An 18,170-nucleotide genomic window follows, 5' to 3' on the forward strand; every position below is an offset into this window, starting at 1 on the left:
GTCATCTAAAGCCCCGTTTTGCCCCGTTTGGATTTGCGAGAGAGCACCCCTCCAAAAAACTGTTGAGATGTGAGATTCGAGAATTATGATGAGGTGATCGTTATCGGTGTGGGGAAAGGATATGGTGGGGTGCTATCGGCTGCATGTTGGGCTGATGTTGGGGGTATTGGCTTGGGGAATGGGGTCTGCGGCGATCGCTCAAGTATCCTTACCCAGTGCAGATGGGTCATCCTCTCTCTCAGAACTGGACGGGAACGAAAGTCAAAGGTCACTTGCTCAAGTTACTGCGGTTACGGAGCTGTCGGATGTGCAGCCTACCGACTGGGCTTATGAAGCGTTGCAACTGTTGGTTACCCGTTACAACTGTATTGCGGGCTATCCCAACCAAACCTTTCGAGGCGATCGCCCCATTTCGCGATACGAGTTTGCAGCCAGCCTGAGCGCCTGCTTGGAAAACATCACCGTCAATTCGGATGATCAAGAAGCCCTGCTGTCAATTGAGCGATTGCAGCGAGAATTTGTGAGCGAGTTGGCCACCGTGCGCGATCGCGTTGCCGAGCTAGAGGGTCGCATTCCAACCCTGGAAGAAAACCAATTTTCTACCACCACTAAGCTGTATGGCGAAGCGATTTTTGGCCTTTCTGCTCCATTGGGCAATTCAATTGATGGCAGTGATGAAATCGTGCTGCAAAATCGAGTGCGGCTGAACTTGCGAGCAAGCTTTTCAGGGGAGGATGCCCTCAACATTCGCCTTACCTCGGGGAACTTTTTGCCGCCTGTGGTACCAGGGAGCCTATTTCCCGTTGTCACCGCAGGAACCGGAGAAGGACGGCTGAGTTCAGGTGTGGGTGGCAATACGGGCAACTCGGTTGAAGTCGATCGGCTGGACTACTCATTTCCGGTGGGCGATCGCGTCAATCTCTACGTGGCTGGGATTGGCGGCAGAAGCAGCTACTATGTGCCCAGCACGGTCAATCCCTATTTCGACGATTTTGATGGGGGGAGTGGGGCAATTTCGTCCTTTGCTCAGCAAAACCCCATCTATCGCATTGGCGGCGGTGCAGGGGCAGGAGTGAGCTTTAGTCTGGATGCGAGCGATCGCATTGTGTTGAGTGCGGGCTACTTGGCCAGCCGCAGTAACGAATCGGGCGAAAGCCGAGGTTTGTTCAATGGCGATTTTGCCGCTCTAGCACAAGCCACCGTAACGCCCAGCTCGGCCTTGCAAATTGGCCTTACCTATGTGCGTGGCTACCACACTTCCGATAGCTACATTTTTAGCCTGGGTGAATTCGATGAGTTTTACGCAGGCACCGTTGTTGCCAATGCTCTGCACCAAGGGTTGGGCGTCGCCGCCACCACAAATTCCTTTGGCGGGTCACTGTCCTATCGCGTTAGTCCTGGCCTAACCCTCAATGCCTTTGGTGGCTACACCGACTTGAACTTTGTCAATGATGTGGGCAGTGGGGAAATTTGGTATTACGGCCTGGGTGTGGCGTTGCCCGACTTGTTTAAGGACGGCAATTTGGGCGGCGTTTTGGTTGGGGTGGAGCCTTACTTGGGCGGGGCGACGGTTAATGGACTCAATCTGCCTCGGCTTGGCTTAAGTAATGACACGTCGCTCCATGTGGAAGCGTTCTATCGCTATGCCTTTAACGACAACATTTCCCTCACGCCCGGCATCGTGTGGATTACCGCTCCCGATCAGTTTGAAGGCAACGATGACATTGTGATTGGCACCCTCCGGTTAACCTTCGCGTTCTAAAGATGACGTGAGTTATGGATAAGCTGAAGTGCCCATTTTTGCGTGCGCAACGCGCACGCAAAAATGGGCACTTTGTGTCCCAAAACTACGGCATCTGATGGAGCAGCGTCAGCGCCGTTTCGATGGTGTCGGCTTCTTGGGCGGGTTTGTCGAGTCGCCAGCGCAAAATGCGGGGAAACCGCACGGAAATGCCGGATTTATGTCGATTCGACTGGGCAATGCCCTCAAACCCAATTTCGAAGACTTGAATTGGTTCGACCGATCGCACCGGGCCAAATTTCTCAATCGTATGTTTGCGAATCCAGCGATCGAGCGTATCAATTTCTTTGTTATCCAGGCCGGAATACGCTTTGGCAAAGGGCACTAGCTCATCGCCTTTCCACAGAGCAAAGGTGTAGTCGGTAAACAGGTTGGCGCGTTTGCCGCTGCCCGCCTGTGCGTAAATCAACACCGCATCGAGTGACATGGGATCGACTTTGTACTTCCACCAGTAGCCGCGTTTGCGTCCCACCAGATAAGGACTATCCATCGCTTTAATGACCAGCCCTTCGGCACCCTGATCGCGCGATCGCTCTCGCAATGCTTGCAAATCTTCCCAGGTATCGAACTGGAGCACGGTGGAGGGGCGCATGCGCTGAGGCATGGATTGAGCCAAAACCCGGAACAACAGCTCACGGCGATCGCGCAGGGGCTTGCTGCGAACATCTTGCCCCTCGTATTCCAGCACATCGTAGGCAATAAAGTTGACGGGATTTTCGTCCATTAGCTTGGCGGTCACTCGTTTGCGCCCCAGTCGTTTTTGTAGCGCGTTAAAGTTCATGGGACGATCGCGCAGTTGGGGATTCTCATGATCCTCGCCATACCAGCACAAAATTTCGCCATCCAGCACCGTACCGTTGGGCAGCGCAGCGGCGCCATCGGCTAGTTCGGGAAACTGTTGGGTAATCAAGTCTTCGCCCCGCGACCAAATGAAGGATTCATCGGCGCGGCGAATGATTTGGGCACGAATGCCGTCCCATTTCCACTCGGCTAACCAATCTGCCATGGTCTCGGTTTGAAACTTATCCTCTTCCAACTGGGAAGCCAGAAAGAACGGATAAGGGCGGCTGGGGGCGATCGCCTCCTCTACCTGGGGCTGAAGCAACTGCTGATAGAACTCCACGGTGGGCACAAAATCGCCCATAAGCCGATGAGCCAACTCTGACTCGGAAATGCCCGACGCCGCAGACAGTCCCTTAATGACCAGCTTTTCCGATGCACCAAAGCGAAAGGCTCCCGTCAGCACTTTGTTGAGCACAAACACCTCGAACGAGTCGAGCGATCGCCACCACGACACAATCAGCGATCGCAGCTCATCCTCCGTTTCCATCTGCTTCACCTGGGGAATGATAGTCTGCATCCAGGTGGCCAGGGGTAACTCGGAACCAACCGTCGCGTCTTTGACTGGCGTTTCAGCTGGCGTTTCAGAACGGGGCAACAGCAGCGCAATCACCTCTGCCGAGTCGCCCACTTGGGCGTAGCAATCTTCAAACAACCATTCGGGAATGTCGGCAATGGACAGAAAGGCATCCCGCAATACACGAGAGGTAATGAGACGTTTGCGTGTTTTTCCCAAAAGTAGAAACAGTCCCCATACGCCGTTTTCGGGGATTTCTTCTCGAAAGTACGCCTCCAATGCTTTCACCTTTTCGTTGGTCGAGGTGGTGGCATCAACCTGTTGAAATAGCAAGGCAAAACGCTTCATAGAGGGGCGATCGCAACGGCATCCATAGGAGGTGGTTTAAATCTGTGATGGTGGTTGGTGGTTGGATGCATCGCATCTTCTAGCATCATCACAGGCTGTCAACATGACTTATCCCTGGCTTAGCCTAACGAGGTTTGGACGGTTTGGGCAAGGTCGTGTGGAAGCGGTTTCGTGGGGGAGATTAATTGGCTGGAGCCACAAATATTTCAACCGGAACCACCGTTACATTCAGGTAAATTGGGCGATCGAGCTGACGTTGCAAAAAATCTTGGACGAGCTGCACTTGCTTTTCGGTTACGGTGTTGGGTGGAGCCGCAACTTCGAGATCAACGTAGAGTTCACGGCCAATCCGATCGACGTTGAGGGTGCGAATGCTGCGATCAGCAAAGGTAAGGGTGCGCCGACGAATGAGGCGGTTAATTTCGGTGCGGGTGCGTTCTCGTAGAACTAAGTCTTGAAATGAGAAAGCCAGCGGAATTCCTAACAAGATGAGGGCGGTAACGGCGATCGTCAGACCCCGTTGCGCTCGTGCAATAGAGCCATAGCGCTGAAATAAAAATACTACCGATCCGCTAAAGATGATGGCCGCCAAATTTGTGGCAAACAGCAGCAGCGCTCCGCCAGTAATGCTTTGAGACGATAGCGCCACCCCATAGCCCACCACGCCCAACGGTGGAACCAGGGCAACGGCGATCGCCACACCGGGCAGTGCATTGGCAATATCGCGACGAGAGCTAGCATAGGCCCCAGCGGTGCCCGCTGCCAACGCGACCCCCAGATCCATCAGGTTAGGCCGCACGCGTGCCAAAATTTCGGCAGTTGGGGTTTGGATGCCCACCGACAGGCTAATGGCGGTTGCCGTGGCGATCGCCAACGTACATCCAGTAATCAATCCCAGCATGGAGCGCCGCAGCAACCGCCGATTGTTCAGCACAATCGAAAAAGCAATTCCGCTAATTGGCCCCATCAGTGGCGCAATAATCATGGCACCAATGATGACGGCAGCACTGTTGGATAGCAGGCCAAACGTCGCAATGATGACCGACAGCGTGAGCAACAGGTAATACGTAATCGATGGGTCAGCCGATCGCCAAAGATGCCGATTCATGGCCGGCAACGGCATCGGCTTGGAGTTGAGCCAAGCCCAATCTCCACTGTTGCCGTTGCGCAGTTCGCTCAGCTTCTTGGTGATCCAATGGATAAATCGTTTCAGCATGGGCAGAGAGGGGATTTCGCATGGGTGGATATTGGATGTAGAAAGCCGATGGAGCCGCTTTTCTGTACCAAACATCACGTGTCTAGAACCTCACCAACAGGAATCGGGCGAGGGATCAGCCCAAGAAATATGGATGGGCAAGAAAGGCAACCCTGCTGACAGGCTAACAGGTTGTTCAGGCGGCGGCTATGTAATGCCCAGCTTGGTTTTCACATCTTCAGGATTGCGAAAACCAACAAAAACCGCTTCGCCATTTTGCACAAACAGGGGCCGCTTAAGCAGCATGGCATCGTTGGCAAACGCGTCGATCCATTGCTCGTCGGTCCAGCTATCTTTGGTGGTGCCCAACGCTCGATAGGACTGCCCCGAAGTGTTGCGCATGGGTTTGGCTCCCAGGGTGGCAACCCAGCTGGCGATCGCCTCTCGGCTGGGGGGCTGCTCTTTGGTGTTTACAAATTCATAGGAAACTTGATGTTCATTAAGCCAGCTCAATGCCTTTTTGCAGGTGCCGCAATTTGGAATTCCATAAACCAGAAGTGTAGACATGGCTCCTCCTGTTGCTTGTCGTCTCCAACTTGTTCTGAACTTACGCATTGGTGTTGTGGGTAGGGTGCTTCGCACCCTACCCACAACACCAACACACCAGATTTAGTGGGCTTGCGTAAGTCCTGTTGTTATTAAACCAGACCTGCTCCTCTGTTTAGCTTTGGGAAAACGAGCGATCGCAGGAGGTAAAGTCAGGGCTGCTTCGTCAAAATCCATGAGTCATCGAATCATTCAGGATTTGTGAATAGGAATCGTGAGCCAAAGCAGCCAACCCCACCAGACAGACTTCGCCTGTCGCCCCCGTTGGCGATCGCCCTCATCCTCCGCAGCGACCTGACCGGGCTGATGGCTGGCGACCTGTTGGGAGTTGTGCTGGGAACCACTTTCTTTTTCGTTGCCCTGTGGACTGGATGGGTGGGTGCAGTGTTGGGAGTGAGCTTGGGAATCGCAAATGGCTTCCTGCTGAGCGGCCTCACCGCCTGGTTTTACTCCCCATTGCGTCGAGTGCGGCAGTATCGCGCCCTAGCGATGGTTCTTGGTGCTGGGTTGGCTAGTAGCGGCGCGGCCATATTTGGCCCGTGGTATTTTGCCACAACTGCCATGACACCCACTTATGCGGTTCTGATTGGCTTTCATTCGGTGTTGGCCTCGGTCATCGCAGGCTGTGCGGGTGCCCTCATTGGTAAAAACCTAGCCCACTGTTATGAGCAGGCCGATTCTCAACAGTCCCGTTCTGGCACGTCTGCTCGCATCAGCGTTCACCCCTTTCACCCCCATTCGGCGTCTATTTGGGCTACCCAAAAGTATGAGTGGATGGGCCTGACCTTGCTCACGCTGCTGTGCTCGTTTTGGGGATATGGCCTGCTGCAATTTGCTGTTTGTGGGTATCGAGATGTCTATGTCTGTTTGCCCTCGCCTCGCCTGTTTACATCGGTGGTGGCGGGGTTTCGGGTGGTGCTGCCCATTGCAGTGGCGTTGGTGGTAATAGGAATGGTGTGGGGATATCGCCCCAGAAGACGCAGATAAGCTCTGCTCACCCCAGCTTGGGTATGCGGTAAGCTGTCACCAATTGGAGCGAAAACTTCTCGCTTTGGGCGCGATCGCTTCTGGGTGCGGGTCGCTATAGTTGGGTGTGGTGGTTGAGCGGATTTTGCCAGGATGGAGAACGTCATAGTAGTCACCGGAGGCAGTCGGGGCATTGGTGCGGCAACGGCGCGGTTGGCAGCGAAGCGCGGCTACGCTGTGTGCGTGAACTACCGCCAACGGGAGGCCGCAGCTCAGCAGGTTGTGGCAGATATTCAGGCGATGGGTGGAAGGGCGATCGCCATTGCTGCCAATGTTGCCTCCGAACCCGACGTGGTGGCGCTGTTTCAGCAAGTAGACGAGCAATTGGGGCCCCTCACCGCCCTGGTCAATAATGCTGGAATTTTGGAACAGCAAATGCGAGTGGAAATGATGGACGCAGATCGGTTGAACCGCATCTTTACCACCAACATTACCAGTTGCTTTTTGTGTGCGCGCGAGGCAATTAAGCGCATGTCAACTGCAAATGGGGGCAGGGGTGGGGCAATTGTGAATGTGTCGTCGGTGGCGGCACGGTTGGGTTCACCCGGGGAATATGTGGACTACGCCGCCTCCAAAGGCGCGATCGATACCCTGACGCTTGGCTTGGCTAAAGAAGTGGCCGATCACGGTATTCGGGTAAATGCGGTGCGTCCTGGCTTTATTGATACCGAAATTCATGCCAGTGGCGGTGAGCCCAATCGAATTGATCGGGTCAAATCTACGGTTCCGATGCAGCGAGGCGGAGCCGCAGAGGAGGTAGCAAACGCGATTTTGTGGCTGCTGTCGCATGAAGCTTCCTACACCACGGGAGCCTTTATTGACATTGCAGGCGGCAAATAGTTCAGCTTGATGAGCAGTTTGACGTGGGGTCTGCTTTGGGGAATGGTTTGGGATAGTGCGATCGCTCATCTGAATGATATCTACCTTGGGCCTCTGTCTAATGGTCAGCGATTAAGTGGGGTGAATGGCTTACAGTGAGGAGGACAGAGAGAATTCAACCTCTAATTTCTGACAGATATGCAAACCAATGAATTTAACCGAACGGTCGTTTGGATTTTATAACGCTGCATTTTTTGCGATTATTGTGCTGCGATATTTTTTAGTTGCTGGGGGGATTTATCTCCTGCTCTATGTTCCGGCTTGTCGCTGGCTCAGCGATCGCCATTCTTCCGCTCCAAACTCTTCGGCTCCGCTGCCGGGGCCAAACGCAGCGCAACGCCGTTTGATCCAGCAGGATATCTTGTTGTCGATGCAGTCGGCCATCGTGTTTGCCTTTACCTGTGCTTGCATCATGTCGCTGTATTGCCTGGGATTTACTCGGTTATATCTGCAAGTCCAATCGTCCAACTGGTGGTTTGACTGGTGGTACATCGGCTTAAGTTATATCTTTGTGCTCATTCTGCAAGATACGTACTTTTATTTCACCCATCGGTTGTTTCATCATCCTCGGTTGTTTTCGTGGTTTCATCAAGGCCATCATCGCTCACGACACCCAACACCTTGGACTTCCTTTGCCTTTGATCCATTAGAAGCGATCGCCCAAGCTTTGTTTCTAGCTTTCATTGTCTTTACCATTCCGCTTCACTTCATCACTATCATTGCGGTTCTCATCACCATGACGGTGTGGGCTGTTATGAATCATTTAGGAATTGAGCGATTACCCGTGTCGTTCCCTCACCATTGGCTGGGCAAGTGGTTTATTGGCCCAGCGCACCATTCGGTTCACCACTGCAAGTACTCCATGCACTACGGTCTATATTTCACCTTTTGGGATAAGCTGTTGGGCACCCAAGATCCCAAATACGAAGCGGCTTATGGTCAATGCGCAAGCCGTCCACACACGGGCCACCCAGCTGAGGAGTCATAACTGATGGTGCAGGAGGGCGAATGAGCTGAAATTTGGTGCGATATGCTGAAGTAGTCGCTGATGCGTGGGGAATGGATGTGACCACAGCAGATCCTCAACCGAATGCACCTCTTAATGCGCCTCAAGGCCGTTCGTTTCAATCAGTGGAGCGGCGATCGCCTCGTGCCCGTTCTGGTTTGTATGCTTCGCTGTTTCCACCGTTAGTGTGGATGTCGGCGCTGTACTTTGTGCCGTTGCTCATTCTGATGAGCTACAGCGTGTGGCGGCTGGAAGCATTCGATATTGTCAAAGAATTTACCCTGCAAAATTTTCAGGCGATCGCCACCAATCCGTCTTACCGAACCATCATCGCAAGAACCGTGGGAACGGCCCTCGGAGTGACCGTAATTGATGTAGCGATCGCGCTTCCCGTGGGCTTTTTCATTGCCAAGCGAGCGGGGCGGTATCGCTCCTTGCTCACCCTCATGGTGATTTTGCCGCTGTGGTCGAGCTACTTGGTGCGGGTGTTTGCTTGGAAAATTATTTTGGGCTACAACGGCGTGCTGAACAGTGCGCTAATCTGGGCAGGAATTTTGTCGGAACCCAGTCAGGTGTTTCTCTACAACCAGTTTTCCACCATGCTCACGTTTGTGCATGTGTGGTTACCGTTTATGATTTTGCCCGTCATTACCGCGTTTGAAAAACTGCCCGATTCATTGCTGGAAGCCTCGGTAGACCTGAATGCGCCACCCATCACCACGTTTCGGCGAATCGTTTTGCCCTTGGTGATGCCGGGAGTATTGGCAGGTTCCATCAACGTTTTCTCGCTGACCATGGGCGATTTCATCACGCCCAGTTTGGTCGGTAGTCCCAGTGGCATTATGCTGGGCAACGTGATTTCGTCGCAGTTTGGGGTGGCCTACAACTGGCCGTTGGGGGCAGCGTTTGCCCTGGTGGTGATGCTGATTGTATTTAGCGGACTGGCGATCGCCCTGCGACGTGGAGCATTGGAGAATTTGTGATGGCCAACTCGACGCTGCCAGCCACCGAACCGCCCACGTCTACCGTTCCCCGCGCCGCCAAACAGCCCTGGCTGCTCGGCCTGTGGCTGGTGCTGGTGTTTGGCTTTTTGTATCTCCCCATCGTGGTGGTGGTGGTGATGAGCTTCAACGACTCGCGCATTTTGTCGCTGCCGCTCAAGGGCTTTACATTGGACTGGTACCAACTGGCGTTTTTGGACAAGCCCCTGCGTACCGCGTTGTGGAATTCGCTACGAGTCGCAGGAGCTGCCACAATTTTGGCGACGGTGTTTGGGCTGTTGGCCTCGTTTGCGATTTATCGCTACCAGTTTTTTGGCAAAAGTGCGTTTCGCATCTCGCTCAATTTGCCGATTTTGTTACCGGGGATTGTAACTGGCGTGGCGATGTTGGCCTATTTTTCTAGCCTGGGGTTGGAATTATCACTGTGGACGGTGGTGTTGGGCCATGCGATGTTTGGCTTGCCCGTCGCACTGGGGCCAATGCTAACTCGCTTGCAGCAGTTTCCCCGCAGTTTAGAAGAAGCGGCGGCAGATCTGGGTGCTAGACCAGCCCAAGTCTTTCGCGATATTATCTTCCCCTACATTCGCAGCGCTGTAGTTGCAGGTGCGCTGCTGGCGTTCACGCTATCGTTTGATGAGGTGGTGGTCACCATTTTCCTCACCGGGCGCGACAACACGCTGCCAATGGAGATTTGGGGGCGACTGCGCACCAATATCACTCCCGAAATTGCCGCAGTCGCCACTTTTATTTCAGCGGTCAGTGCGTTGTTGGTGCTCCTGAGCCAGCGCAATCCAGATTAATGCGGTTTTTTCTGACTGTTTACCGTTTCCGGCACTCCCTATGGCTCCCCAATCTGATTCCCTGGTTTATCTGGATCACGTCAGCAAAATTTATCGATCTGGGAATGCGGAGGTGTATGCTGCGCGGAATGTGACGTTGGATGTGAAGGCGGGTGAGTTTTATTCGTTGCTTGGTTCCAGCGGATCGGGGAAAACAACGACGCTGCGTATGATTGGCGGGTTTGAAGTTCCCGAATATGGCACGGTCTATGTGGGTGGAGAAGATGTGACCACGCTGCCGCCCTATCGCCGCAATGTGCATACGGTGTTCCAAAACTATGCGCTGTTTCCCCACATGACGGTGGCAGAGAATGTGGCCTATCCCTTGGCGATCGCCCGTACGCCGTGTGAGGAGATTGATCCTAGGGTGCGCGATGTGCTCAAGATGTTTCAAATTGAGGCGTTGCGCGATCGCCGTCCGGCGCAGCTGTCGGGTGGGCAGCAGCAGCGAGTTGCCCTGGCGCGAGCCATTATCAACCGGCCCAAGGTGCTGTTGTTAGATGAACCGTTGTCGGCTCTGGATGCCAAGATTCGGGAAGAGGTGCGGCAAGAGCTACGAGCCGTGCAGCGCCAAACCGATCTCACATTCATCTACGTTACCCATGATCAAGAAGAGGCGATGGCTCTGAGCGATCGCATTGCGGTGATGCACAACGGTGAAGTGCAGCAAATTGGCACTCCCCACGAAATTTATAATCTGCCGCGATCGCCCTTTGTGGCACAGTTCATTGGCAAGGCCAACTTTTTGCAGGGAACGCTGGTAGAACAATCGGGCGATCGCACGGTGATTCGGGTGCAGGATGAATTGCTGCGGGCGCAGGTGCCTCACGAGTCTGTGATGCAGCTAGCCACTGGCGAAGCCGTAACGCTCATGATTCGACCAGAGCGGATTCGGCTCAACGCCAGCAGCGGCGAGCATGATAACTCCATCACAGGAATGCTACTGCACCAAACCTATATTGGCCAACTGCGCGAACTCACGTTGCAAACTCCCGTAGGCCAGCTGATAGTGACTCAACTGGGCCAGCAAGCGCTATTTGCCGAGGGGGCGATCGCCCTGAGTTGGAATGTTGGGGATTGTCTGGTGTTGCCGCGATCGGATGCCACCTAGTTAACGTTACGGGTGCTGGCTGATTGCTGCTGTAGAATGCGGCGGGTGTTGTTGATGGCATCCAAGGCAAGGCGATCGCCCGGACGTGCCTCAATTGCCCGCTCAAAATTAATCAAAGCTGTTTGGTAGTCCTTTTGTTGAAACGCAGCATAGCCCACCCGCATCGAGTCTTGGTAGTTATACCGGGCAGGTCGAGCGCCTGGGCTAGATGCTCGCATCTTTGCCCGCTGTTGGTCAACTTGCTGCCGAAAAGCAAGATTGCCCGCTCTGCTCATGGCATCGAACGCTGTGCGATCGCCAAATGGTGCAGAGAGACTGGCTCGCTTATAGTAAGCTTCGGCTCTTTCGTAGTTTTGTTGTATGAGTGCCTCATTTCCCAACCTCATGCATTCCTCAAAATCGAATTTTGGAGATGATTCGGATGAGCGGATGCTGTAGCGCCGGGAAAATACTTCACCAGAGGAGGTGCTGTAGTGCTGCGAAGAGACTTCAACAGAGGAATCTGGGGCGGTTGTTTCTGCTTCTGACATGTAGCATGAGACAACCGTTTGAGATCTGGGAACAGGGATTGGTTTTGAGTTGCGCACGGGTACCTGTACCGACTGTCTCCGGCCTGTCTCGGTTGGTTGTTGCGCCATTTGAGATGCATTAGAGCTGCCAAAAGAACTGCCAAACGGGATTCCAGCCTCTAGTAAAAGCATGAACAGACTGCCGATTATGATAACTCCCGTTCCTGACGCTTGGAGCCAGAAGGATTTTCGGGCACCTGTCCGGCTCCAGCGCTTAAGCACAAACACAAGCGCCGCAAATGGAACAAATAGATAAGCGAATCCCCACAAGGCACTGTCCTGAAAGGCAAGGACAAGACCCCAAACATGGCCACTCAGCCACGTTAACCATCCCACAATCACCAGCACGAGTGCTACAAATGCTGCGATCGCCATAGTGTTAAGCCTTTCTCTCGTACAGGTGGATTGAGTTGCTTAGGCACTGGTGCACCTGATCGATGGTTGAACAAGTCGCCAAGCAGATTTAGATTGCCCATCGGCACACGATCGCTAACGATAGTTGGAGCAGTTTTCAAGTCCGAATGAGCCCAATAATTTATTGGTTAAATAAAAAAGAAAACCCTCTAGATAAAATTTATATAAAGTTTGCGGGCGATCGCGCTTAATGTTGTTTACTCTTACCCCAAGCAAGTACCTGTTCTAGGGGTGATGAACAATGTATTTTCAAGTCAAAGTTTTGGTTCCAGCAACAGTATTTCATCCTGAGCACTATCGGTTTACTAGTGCCTATGTGGAATCTCAAAACGAAACCACAGCAACATTATCTCCAATCAATGATGTCCGTAGTTTTGTGTTTGAACATGGGTATTGTGCAGAATGGCGGGATTGTTTTCAAGCCTGGATGACACAACCCATTACTTGGAAAGAAGCCAGTAGAGAAGACTACATTATTTTGACTAAATCTTTGGTATGAGCTGCGCACTTGTCTTGGGTTTGAAAGAGCTATCAAGATAGGTATTCAGTTAAGTATTCAGTTAAAAATTGAAGCGCTCGATGGTACATGAAGTGCATTGATGCGGTGCTCTCGCTTTGTAGCGTGCTACCACGGGTTGCCAATGAGCGTAAATCCTGACCAGTAGTACGGATGCGCCAAATTGGTGGCCGCATCCTGAACCACTTCTTCAGGAATAGCAAGACCTCGCAGAACAGGTTGGAGAGATTCACTCTCTAGCGTAAGGCGACCCTGGAGCATGGCGAGTTGGGTTTGCCGTAGGGCTTCGCCTTTAGTGGGTGCGTCCATCAGCGCTTGATAAAAGCCCGTCATAAACACAAATGTTCCGGCATCGGGAATGGACCACAAGCTTGCCAGGGCCGATTTTGCCCCCGACTGCACCGCTAACCCAGCAAAGCCCAGTTCGGCATTGGGGTCTCCAACCGCAGTCCGACAAGCACTCAACACCAAAAGCTCAACGGTGGGACTTTGTAACCCCAAACTGCGCAGTTGATTAAGCCCAAGCTGTTGATTCCAAAATTGAATATAGGATTCTTCGACATCGCCAGGGGCAAAATCGGCATGAGTTGCCAAATGCACAATGGAGTAGGGTTGGCGCGATCGCAAATTTCTCAAATTTTCTAGCGTAAACTCCTGATTCAGCGATACGTCTCCTGGCCACAGTTGGGTAATGGCGTTTAGCTCAACCGGCACCGCTGGCAACGGCACCTGGGTTTGAAACTCGGAGGCTCCCATGGCCAACACCTGCGCCCCGGCTAAGTTGGCTGGACGGCGATCGAGCAGATTAAACGCGGGAATGATGCTAACGCCATATTGCTCAATCAAAAAAGTTTGACCGTTGTGCAATGCCGCTAGGGGAACGCCACGCAAGCCACCCCCCAAACAAAAGATCAGGTTATCGATGTTTTGGGCTTCTAGTGCAGATTCCAACGGTTCCAGCATCCATTGATAAAGCCGCTGCGCCAGGGGCAAATAGCGTTGAGTAGGCAGGGCAGGACGAACCAGCTCTGCTCGAAATTCGCGGATGGTTTCGGCGATCGCGTCTTCAGTTGCTTCGGTGGCTCGATGGTGTATGAGTTGGCCATCGGGCAGTAGCAGCACCACTTCTAGCTGATTCGCGGTCGAGACGGCATAGACCAGGGCCGTGCGCTGTCCGGTCGTTTGGTTGATTTGCTGCAAGCTTTGGGCAATTTGCTCGGGAGGCAGTAGTTCGGTTCTAAAGTGCCGTCCGTAGTATTCATTCAGCTGTTGTCGCCATCCCTGCTCAAGCTGCAACACGGCCTCAGCCATCCTTCCCTCATCGAGCGATGTACTGAGCTGCTGGGGATCGAGACGCAATGCTGAGATGGGCGTTAGCTGGGAGGGGGCTGACGTTTCTGTTTGTGCTTGTTTTGTGTGGGTATGCTGTGTGTGTGCCCGTTCTATGTGTACTTGTTCTGTGGATGCGTTGACGGGAGCAAACAGCACGAGTGTAGCAACCAAACCTAGCACAAACCCTAAACCTGCTCGATAACGATGATTCATCATAAGCTGAGCAAATTCTTGAAGTTTTATAAGCGGTTGTCCAAGGGTTTTACACCAAACTCATCTGTTCAATATCGTTGAGTTTAGATGTTCAAAATAGCATGCGATGGTGATATATCCCTGATCCTAGAGAGGGAATTCCACCCTAACATTTTGCTGCTAATTTAGCCCCTATTTGACACTTGTTGTATCGATAACTGCTACTGTGTTTTTTTTCGCCAGGTTGACTGAGCGCGGCCTGTTCCTTCAAATGGAATAATGGATTGTTGAGCGATCGCATAGGCAATTGTATGCGGAGTTAATGACACATCATATCCGCCTGTGAACTCACCAAAGGATGGCAGAATGAGTGTTTTGGCAGTGCGATCGTAAAAGAAGCAGGGTAATCGAATATCATCCAATTTGCTTTTGTAGCGAAAGCAAGGATGAACATGGCCACAAATGTTGAGCTTGGTTTGAGTCGTGACAGGTTCGTGGCTCAAAATGACATCGTCGAGTTCGATCGGATGATCAATGCATTCAAGATTGAACAGCGTGAGTTGATTCGTCAGTGGGCGATCGTGGTTACCCAACAATAACTGAGGCTTGAGCTGAACGGTTGATAAAAAGTTCAACCAGGCTTGAATCACTTCATCCACAAACCCCAAACGAGCATGGAAGAGATCGCCCAAAATAATCATTTGTTTAGGATGATAGGTTTGGCACAGGGTAGTCAGTCGCTGGAGGGTGCGATCGTTGACGCAATTTGGAATGGGAATTCCCGATTGCTGAAATGTTTCTGACTTGCCTAGATGCACATCCGATACCAGCAGCAGTTCAGCTTGGGATAGGTAAACGGCGCGTTCTGGCAACAGGTGCAGCTGCGTGGTTTGATAGGTGAGTTCAATTACAGAGCGTTCCACTGTTCTTTTAATCGAGCGATGCGATCCATCAGGCTTTCATTGGATAGGCGCGAACTGAGGCGTTCTACCAAAAGCGGAAATGCAAAGGGAGAAGGCCGCCGTGTTTGCGTCCATACTAAGTTTAGGTCTTTTAGTCGCTCTAGCGTTTGGGTAAGGCGATGGGCTTCTAACTGCTCGTTCAAGACTTCCTGTTCTGCTTGCTTGAGCAACAAATTTTCGGGTTCGTATTTGCAGAACACGTCGTAGATTAACGACGAGCTAATTTGCAGTTGACCCGTTGTTTTTTTGGAAGATGGATAGCCCTTGAAGACTAAACCAGCAATTTGGGCGATCGCCCGAAACTTGCGATTGGTGAGTTCCGAAATGTTGAGGCTAGCTTTCAAATCTTCGGCCAAATGCTCGGTGCTAAAGAATTCATCAGAAAATAAGTCTTGAAAGGGGTAATCTTTAGGAGCCAGAATCTCAAACCCGTAGTCATTCACAGAAATGGTGAAGGTGGTTTGCTGCTGTCGAGCAAAGCGATAGCCCCACAAAAAGCCCAATCCCTCATGCACAAACCTTCCCTCAAATGGAAAGACGTAAAGATGTTGTCCTTCGCGGGTTTTGCACACTTCAATGAGTAACTCTTGGGTGCCGGGTAGGTGAGACAGGCGATCTTGGGTGGCCAAAATTGGCGCAATGCAGTGAATTTCTGGACTGAAATCTTGGGTCTCAGGCGCTTTGATGGAACCAATTTCGCGGCGGAGATGCGTGCTCAACGTATCGGAAATGGTGAGGTTGCCCCCATACCAAATGGGCGTTACAGTAGATTTTTTGGTGGTATTTTTCACGTACACCACCATATCCTTCATCATAAAAAATTCGAGCTGTCGTCCTGCAAAAAAGAACACATCTCCTTTCTTGAGTTTTGATACAAAGCTTTCTTCGACGGTGCCAATATCTTTCCGATTTGTATACACCATGCGTAAGGCTTGATTGGATGCGATCGTTCCAATTCCCATTCGGTGCATCTTACCAATTTGGGCATCGGTTACTTTCAGCAAACCATCTTGATGGGTGGCTTTTTTGTATCTTGGATAGGCGTTGAGGCTCTTTCCGCCTGTTGTGATAAATTCCAGCATCCAAAAGAATTCGTCATCGCTGAGATCTCGGTAGGCAACCGTTTTGCGAACGCTGGCTAATGTTTGCTCTGCCTGAAATCCATCCCCACAAGCCAAGGTCACCAAGTGCTGCACCAATACGTCATAGGGCTTGTGCAGCGATCGCCGCGATTCCAAATCTCCCGCTTTCAGCCCATTGCGAAAGGCGGAAATCTCCAGCAATTCCAGCGCATTGGTGGGCAGAAAAAAGATTTCGGAAATTCCTTCGGGAACATGCGCCGATCGCCCCGCTCGTTGCAGCAATCGGGCCAGATTCTTGGCACTGCCAATTTGCACCACTCGTTCCACAGGCTGAAAGTCCACCCCCAAATCGAGCGATGCCGTACACACCACCCACTTAATATCGCCTGCTTTCACCGCTGCTTCGATCGCCTCGCGTTCCTTCACATCAATGGAACTGTGGTGCAGGGCTAGCTTGTCGGTGTGTTCCGGCAGGGCAAACGTGAGCGCTTGAAACCACCGTTCGGATTGCGATCGCGTATTGGTGAAAATCAGCGTGGATTTCTCAATATCCAGTGCATCTACCAATTCTTCAAACATGTGCAAACCCAGGTGACCCGCCCAGGGGAATGCATCCACGGATTCGGGCAGGATGCTTTTGATGATGGTTTGGCGCGTCAGGTTAGACCGCACAATCACAGGTTCAACGCCCAGCCCCACGGCAGATTGCGCCGCTTCTTCCACGTTTCCCAATGTGGCGGAAATGGCCCAGGTTTGTAGCGTGGGCTGAACTTGGCGTAAGTGGGACAGGCACAGCTCCGTTTGGGTGCCGCGTTTGGAGTTGAGCAGTTCGTGCCATTCATCCAAAATCACGCCGCGCAGGTTGGCAAAGCGCTCTGCTGTGCCCGGATAGGACAACATCACCGCCAGCGATTCCGGCGTGGTGATGAGGATATCGGGCATGTTTTTGAGCTGGCGAGTTTTGCGCGAGCTGGTGGTATCGCCCGTGCGGGACTCGACGCGCAAGTTCCAGCCCATCTCTTCAATCGGGCGGCGAATGGAGAGTTCAATATCTCGCGACAGGGCACGCAATGGGGTAATGTACAGCAGTTGCAACCCTTTGCCGGGAGTGTGCAGCAGGGTGGCGATCGCCCCCATCACGGCAGCATAGGTTTTGCCCGAACCCGTGGGCACCTGAATCATGCCGCTTCGCCCTGCCAAAAACGCATGCCACGCCTCTAGCTGAAAGGGCAACGGCTCCCAGCCCTGAGTCCGAAACCAGTCCACAATGGGCTGAAGCTGCGGGTCACTAACTGGAGAGAGTGTTGCAGATTTGCGCTTGGCAGGGCTCATGAGTCGATGCGACAGCGGCCTTCAGCTTGCCCGTCGGTTGGGCAGGCAAGGCGTTTGTTGCGCTGGGCAATTACGGTTTCCAGGCTGGGTCGTCCGGTGAGCGGCAAGCGCCAACGTGCCCAAATGCTGTAGACAAAATTGGCGATCGCCCCTATCCCTGGCAGCTTGGTAATGGCATACACCCAGCCCATGCCCAACACCTCATACACTCGCCGCAGCACTTCTACGTTTTTGATGATGGTGCCATCGGGCAAAATGGCGTGAATGCGTCCCATGGCCGTTTCAAAATCGACCCCACCGTTGGCGGCTGGATCATAGGCATCATCGGCAATATCGACAAATTCCACCAGGCCACGCCCTGCATCGCGCTTCTTCAAAAACTTCACCTCATGCATACACAGCGGACAGGCGCTGTCGTACAGGAGCTTGATTTGCCAGGTTGGAGCTGTGGTGGAGGTTGATGCAGCAGCGGGAGCGGGTGAAGGTGACATAGCTATAAAACGTGGATGATGCAATTGGAGCAGACCCGAAACAGTAGCAGCTTTAGAAATTGAGCAGCCTGATTTGAGGTCTTTTCCTAAAAGCGGTATGTCGTAATTTT

At 52.6% G+C, this 18,170-nt stretch carries 16 protein-coding genes; 8 read left to right on the plus strand and 8 right to left on the minus strand.

Features of this window, described 5'->3' with window-relative positions; translation table 11 throughout:
- Nucleotides 1-121 precede the first annotated feature (121 nt).
- Nucleotides 122-1,762, plus strand: a complete 1,641-nt coding sequence (locus ACQ4M4_RS14115; RefSeq protein ID WP_430685138.1) for an iron uptake porin — start codon at nucleotides 122-124, stop codon at nucleotides 1,760-1,762.
- An 85-nt stretch (nucleotides 1,763-1,847) separates the two neighbouring features.
- Here the strand turns inward: ACQ4M4_RS14115 and ACQ4M4_RS14120 are convergent, their stop codons facing one another.
- The 3 genes from ACQ4M4_RS14120 to ACQ4M4_RS14130 form a co-directional block, all read right to left on the minus strand.
- Nucleotides 1,848-3,506, minus strand: a complete 1,659-nt coding sequence (locus ACQ4M4_RS14120) for an ATP-dependent DNA ligase (RefSeq protein ID WP_430685139.1) — start codon at nucleotides 3,504-3,506, stop codon at nucleotides 1,848-1,850.
- 181 nt (nucleotides 3,507-3,687) lie between these two features.
- Nucleotides 3,688-4,797 (minus strand): DUF389 domain-containing protein, encoded by a 1,110-nt coding sequence (locus ACQ4M4_RS14125; RefSeq protein WP_430685140.1) that lies wholly within the window; start codon nucleotides 4,795-4,797, stop codon nucleotides 3,688-3,690.
- A gap of 111 nt (nucleotides 4,798-4,908) precedes the next feature.
- Nucleotides 4,909-5,268, minus strand: coding sequence for a Spx/MgsR family RNA polymerase-binding regulatory protein (locus ACQ4M4_RS14130; RefSeq protein WP_430685141.1), 360 nt, complete (start codon nucleotides 5,266-5,268; stop codon nucleotides 4,909-4,911).
- Nucleotides 5,269-5,508: 240 nt separating this feature from the next.
- Between ACQ4M4_RS14130 and ACQ4M4_RS14135 the strand changes: the two genes are divergently transcribed.
- From ACQ4M4_RS14135 to ACQ4M4_RS14160, 6 genes are all read left to right on the plus strand, one after another.
- Entirely contained in the window at nucleotides 5,509-6,294 is a 786-nt protein-coding gene (locus ACQ4M4_RS14135; protein WP_430685142.1) for a hypothetical protein, read from the plus strand.
- Between the two features lie 132 nt (nucleotides 6,295-6,426).
- Entirely contained in the window at nucleotides 6,427-7,173 is a 747-nt protein-coding gene (locus ACQ4M4_RS14140) for an SDR family oxidoreductase (protein WP_430685143.1), read from the plus strand.
- 187 nt (nucleotides 7,174-7,360) lie between these two features.
- The gene (locus ACQ4M4_RS14145; RefSeq protein WP_430685144.1) at nucleotides 7,361-8,200 is read left to right on the plus strand and encodes a sterol desaturase family protein; all 840 of its coding nucleotides are present in this window, start codon (nucleotides 7,361-7,363) and stop codon (nucleotides 8,198-8,200) included.
- 35 nt (nucleotides 8,201-8,235) lie between these two features.
- Complete coding sequence (locus ACQ4M4_RS14150) at nucleotides 8,236-9,201, plus strand: ABC transporter permease (protein ID WP_430685173.1); 966 nt, start codon at nucleotides 8,236-8,238, stop codon at nucleotides 9,199-9,201.
- A complete protein-coding gene (locus tag ACQ4M4_RS14155; RefSeq protein WP_430685145.1) occupies nucleotides 9,201-10,019 on the plus strand; it encodes an ABC transporter permease in 819 nt (272 codons plus the stop codon). The genes ACQ4M4_RS14150 and ACQ4M4_RS14155 overlap by 1 nt, the downstream gene beginning before the upstream one ends.
- Before the next feature lie 40 nt (nucleotides 10,020-10,059).
- Nucleotides 10,060-11,169 (plus strand): ABC transporter ATP-binding protein, encoded by a 1,110-nt coding sequence (locus ACQ4M4_RS14160; protein ID WP_430685146.1) that lies wholly within the window; start codon nucleotides 10,060-10,062, stop codon nucleotides 11,167-11,169.
- On the opposite strand, the gene ACQ4M4_RS14165 is transcribed toward ACQ4M4_RS14160, so the two are convergent.
- Entirely contained in the window at nucleotides 11,166-12,113 is a 948-nt protein-coding gene (locus ACQ4M4_RS14165; RefSeq protein ID WP_430685147.1) for a tetratricopeptide repeat protein, read from the minus strand. The two genes, ACQ4M4_RS14160 and ACQ4M4_RS14165, sit on opposite strands and share 4 nt — an antisense overlap.
- A 280-nt stretch (nucleotides 12,114-12,393) precedes the next feature.
- Between ACQ4M4_RS14165 and ACQ4M4_RS14170 the strand changes: the two genes are divergently transcribed.
- Complete coding sequence (locus ACQ4M4_RS14170; protein ID WP_430685148.1) at nucleotides 12,394-12,651, plus strand: hypothetical protein; 258 nt, start codon at nucleotides 12,394-12,396, stop codon at nucleotides 12,649-12,651.
- Nucleotides 12,652-12,777: 126 nt separating this feature from the next.
- On the opposite strand, the gene ACQ4M4_RS14175 is transcribed toward ACQ4M4_RS14170, so the two are convergent.
- The 4 genes from ACQ4M4_RS14175 to ACQ4M4_RS14190 all read right to left on the minus strand — a co-directional run bounded on the left by ACQ4M4_RS14175 (nucleotide 12,778) and on the right by ACQ4M4_RS14190 (nucleotide 18,060).
- Complete coding sequence (locus ACQ4M4_RS14175; RefSeq protein WP_430685149.1) at nucleotides 12,778-14,217, minus strand: CHAT domain-containing protein; 1,440 nt, start codon at nucleotides 14,215-14,217, stop codon at nucleotides 12,778-12,780.
- A gap of 197 nt (nucleotides 14,218-14,414) precedes the next feature.
- Nucleotides 14,415-15,116: a ligase-associated DNA damage response endonuclease PdeM gene (pdeM, locus tag ACQ4M4_RS14180; RefSeq protein WP_430685150.1), complete on the minus strand. Its 702-nt coding sequence runs from the start codon at nucleotides 15,114-15,116 to the stop codon at nucleotides 14,415-14,417.
- Nucleotides 15,101-17,569, minus strand: coding sequence for a ligase-associated DNA damage response DEXH box helicase (locus ACQ4M4_RS14185; protein ID WP_430685151.1), 2,469 nt, complete (start codon nucleotides 17,567-17,569; stop codon nucleotides 15,101-15,103). The genes pdeM and ACQ4M4_RS14185 overlap by 16 nt, the downstream gene beginning before the upstream one ends.
- On the minus strand, nucleotides 17,566-18,060 hold the full coding sequence (locus tag ACQ4M4_RS14190) for a thiol-disulfide oxidoreductase DCC family protein (RefSeq protein WP_430685152.1): 495 nt from the start codon (nucleotides 18,058-18,060) through the stop codon (nucleotides 17,566-17,568). The genes ACQ4M4_RS14185 and ACQ4M4_RS14190 overlap by 4 nt, the downstream gene beginning before the upstream one ends.
- Nucleotides 18,061-18,170 lie beyond the last annotated feature (110 nt).

Source organism: Leptolyngbya sp. AN02str, from assembly GCF_050565595.1.
In the GTDB taxonomy this organism is placed as follows: Bacteria; Cyanobacteriota; Cyanobacteriia; order Elainellales; family Elainellaceae; genus Kaiparowitsia.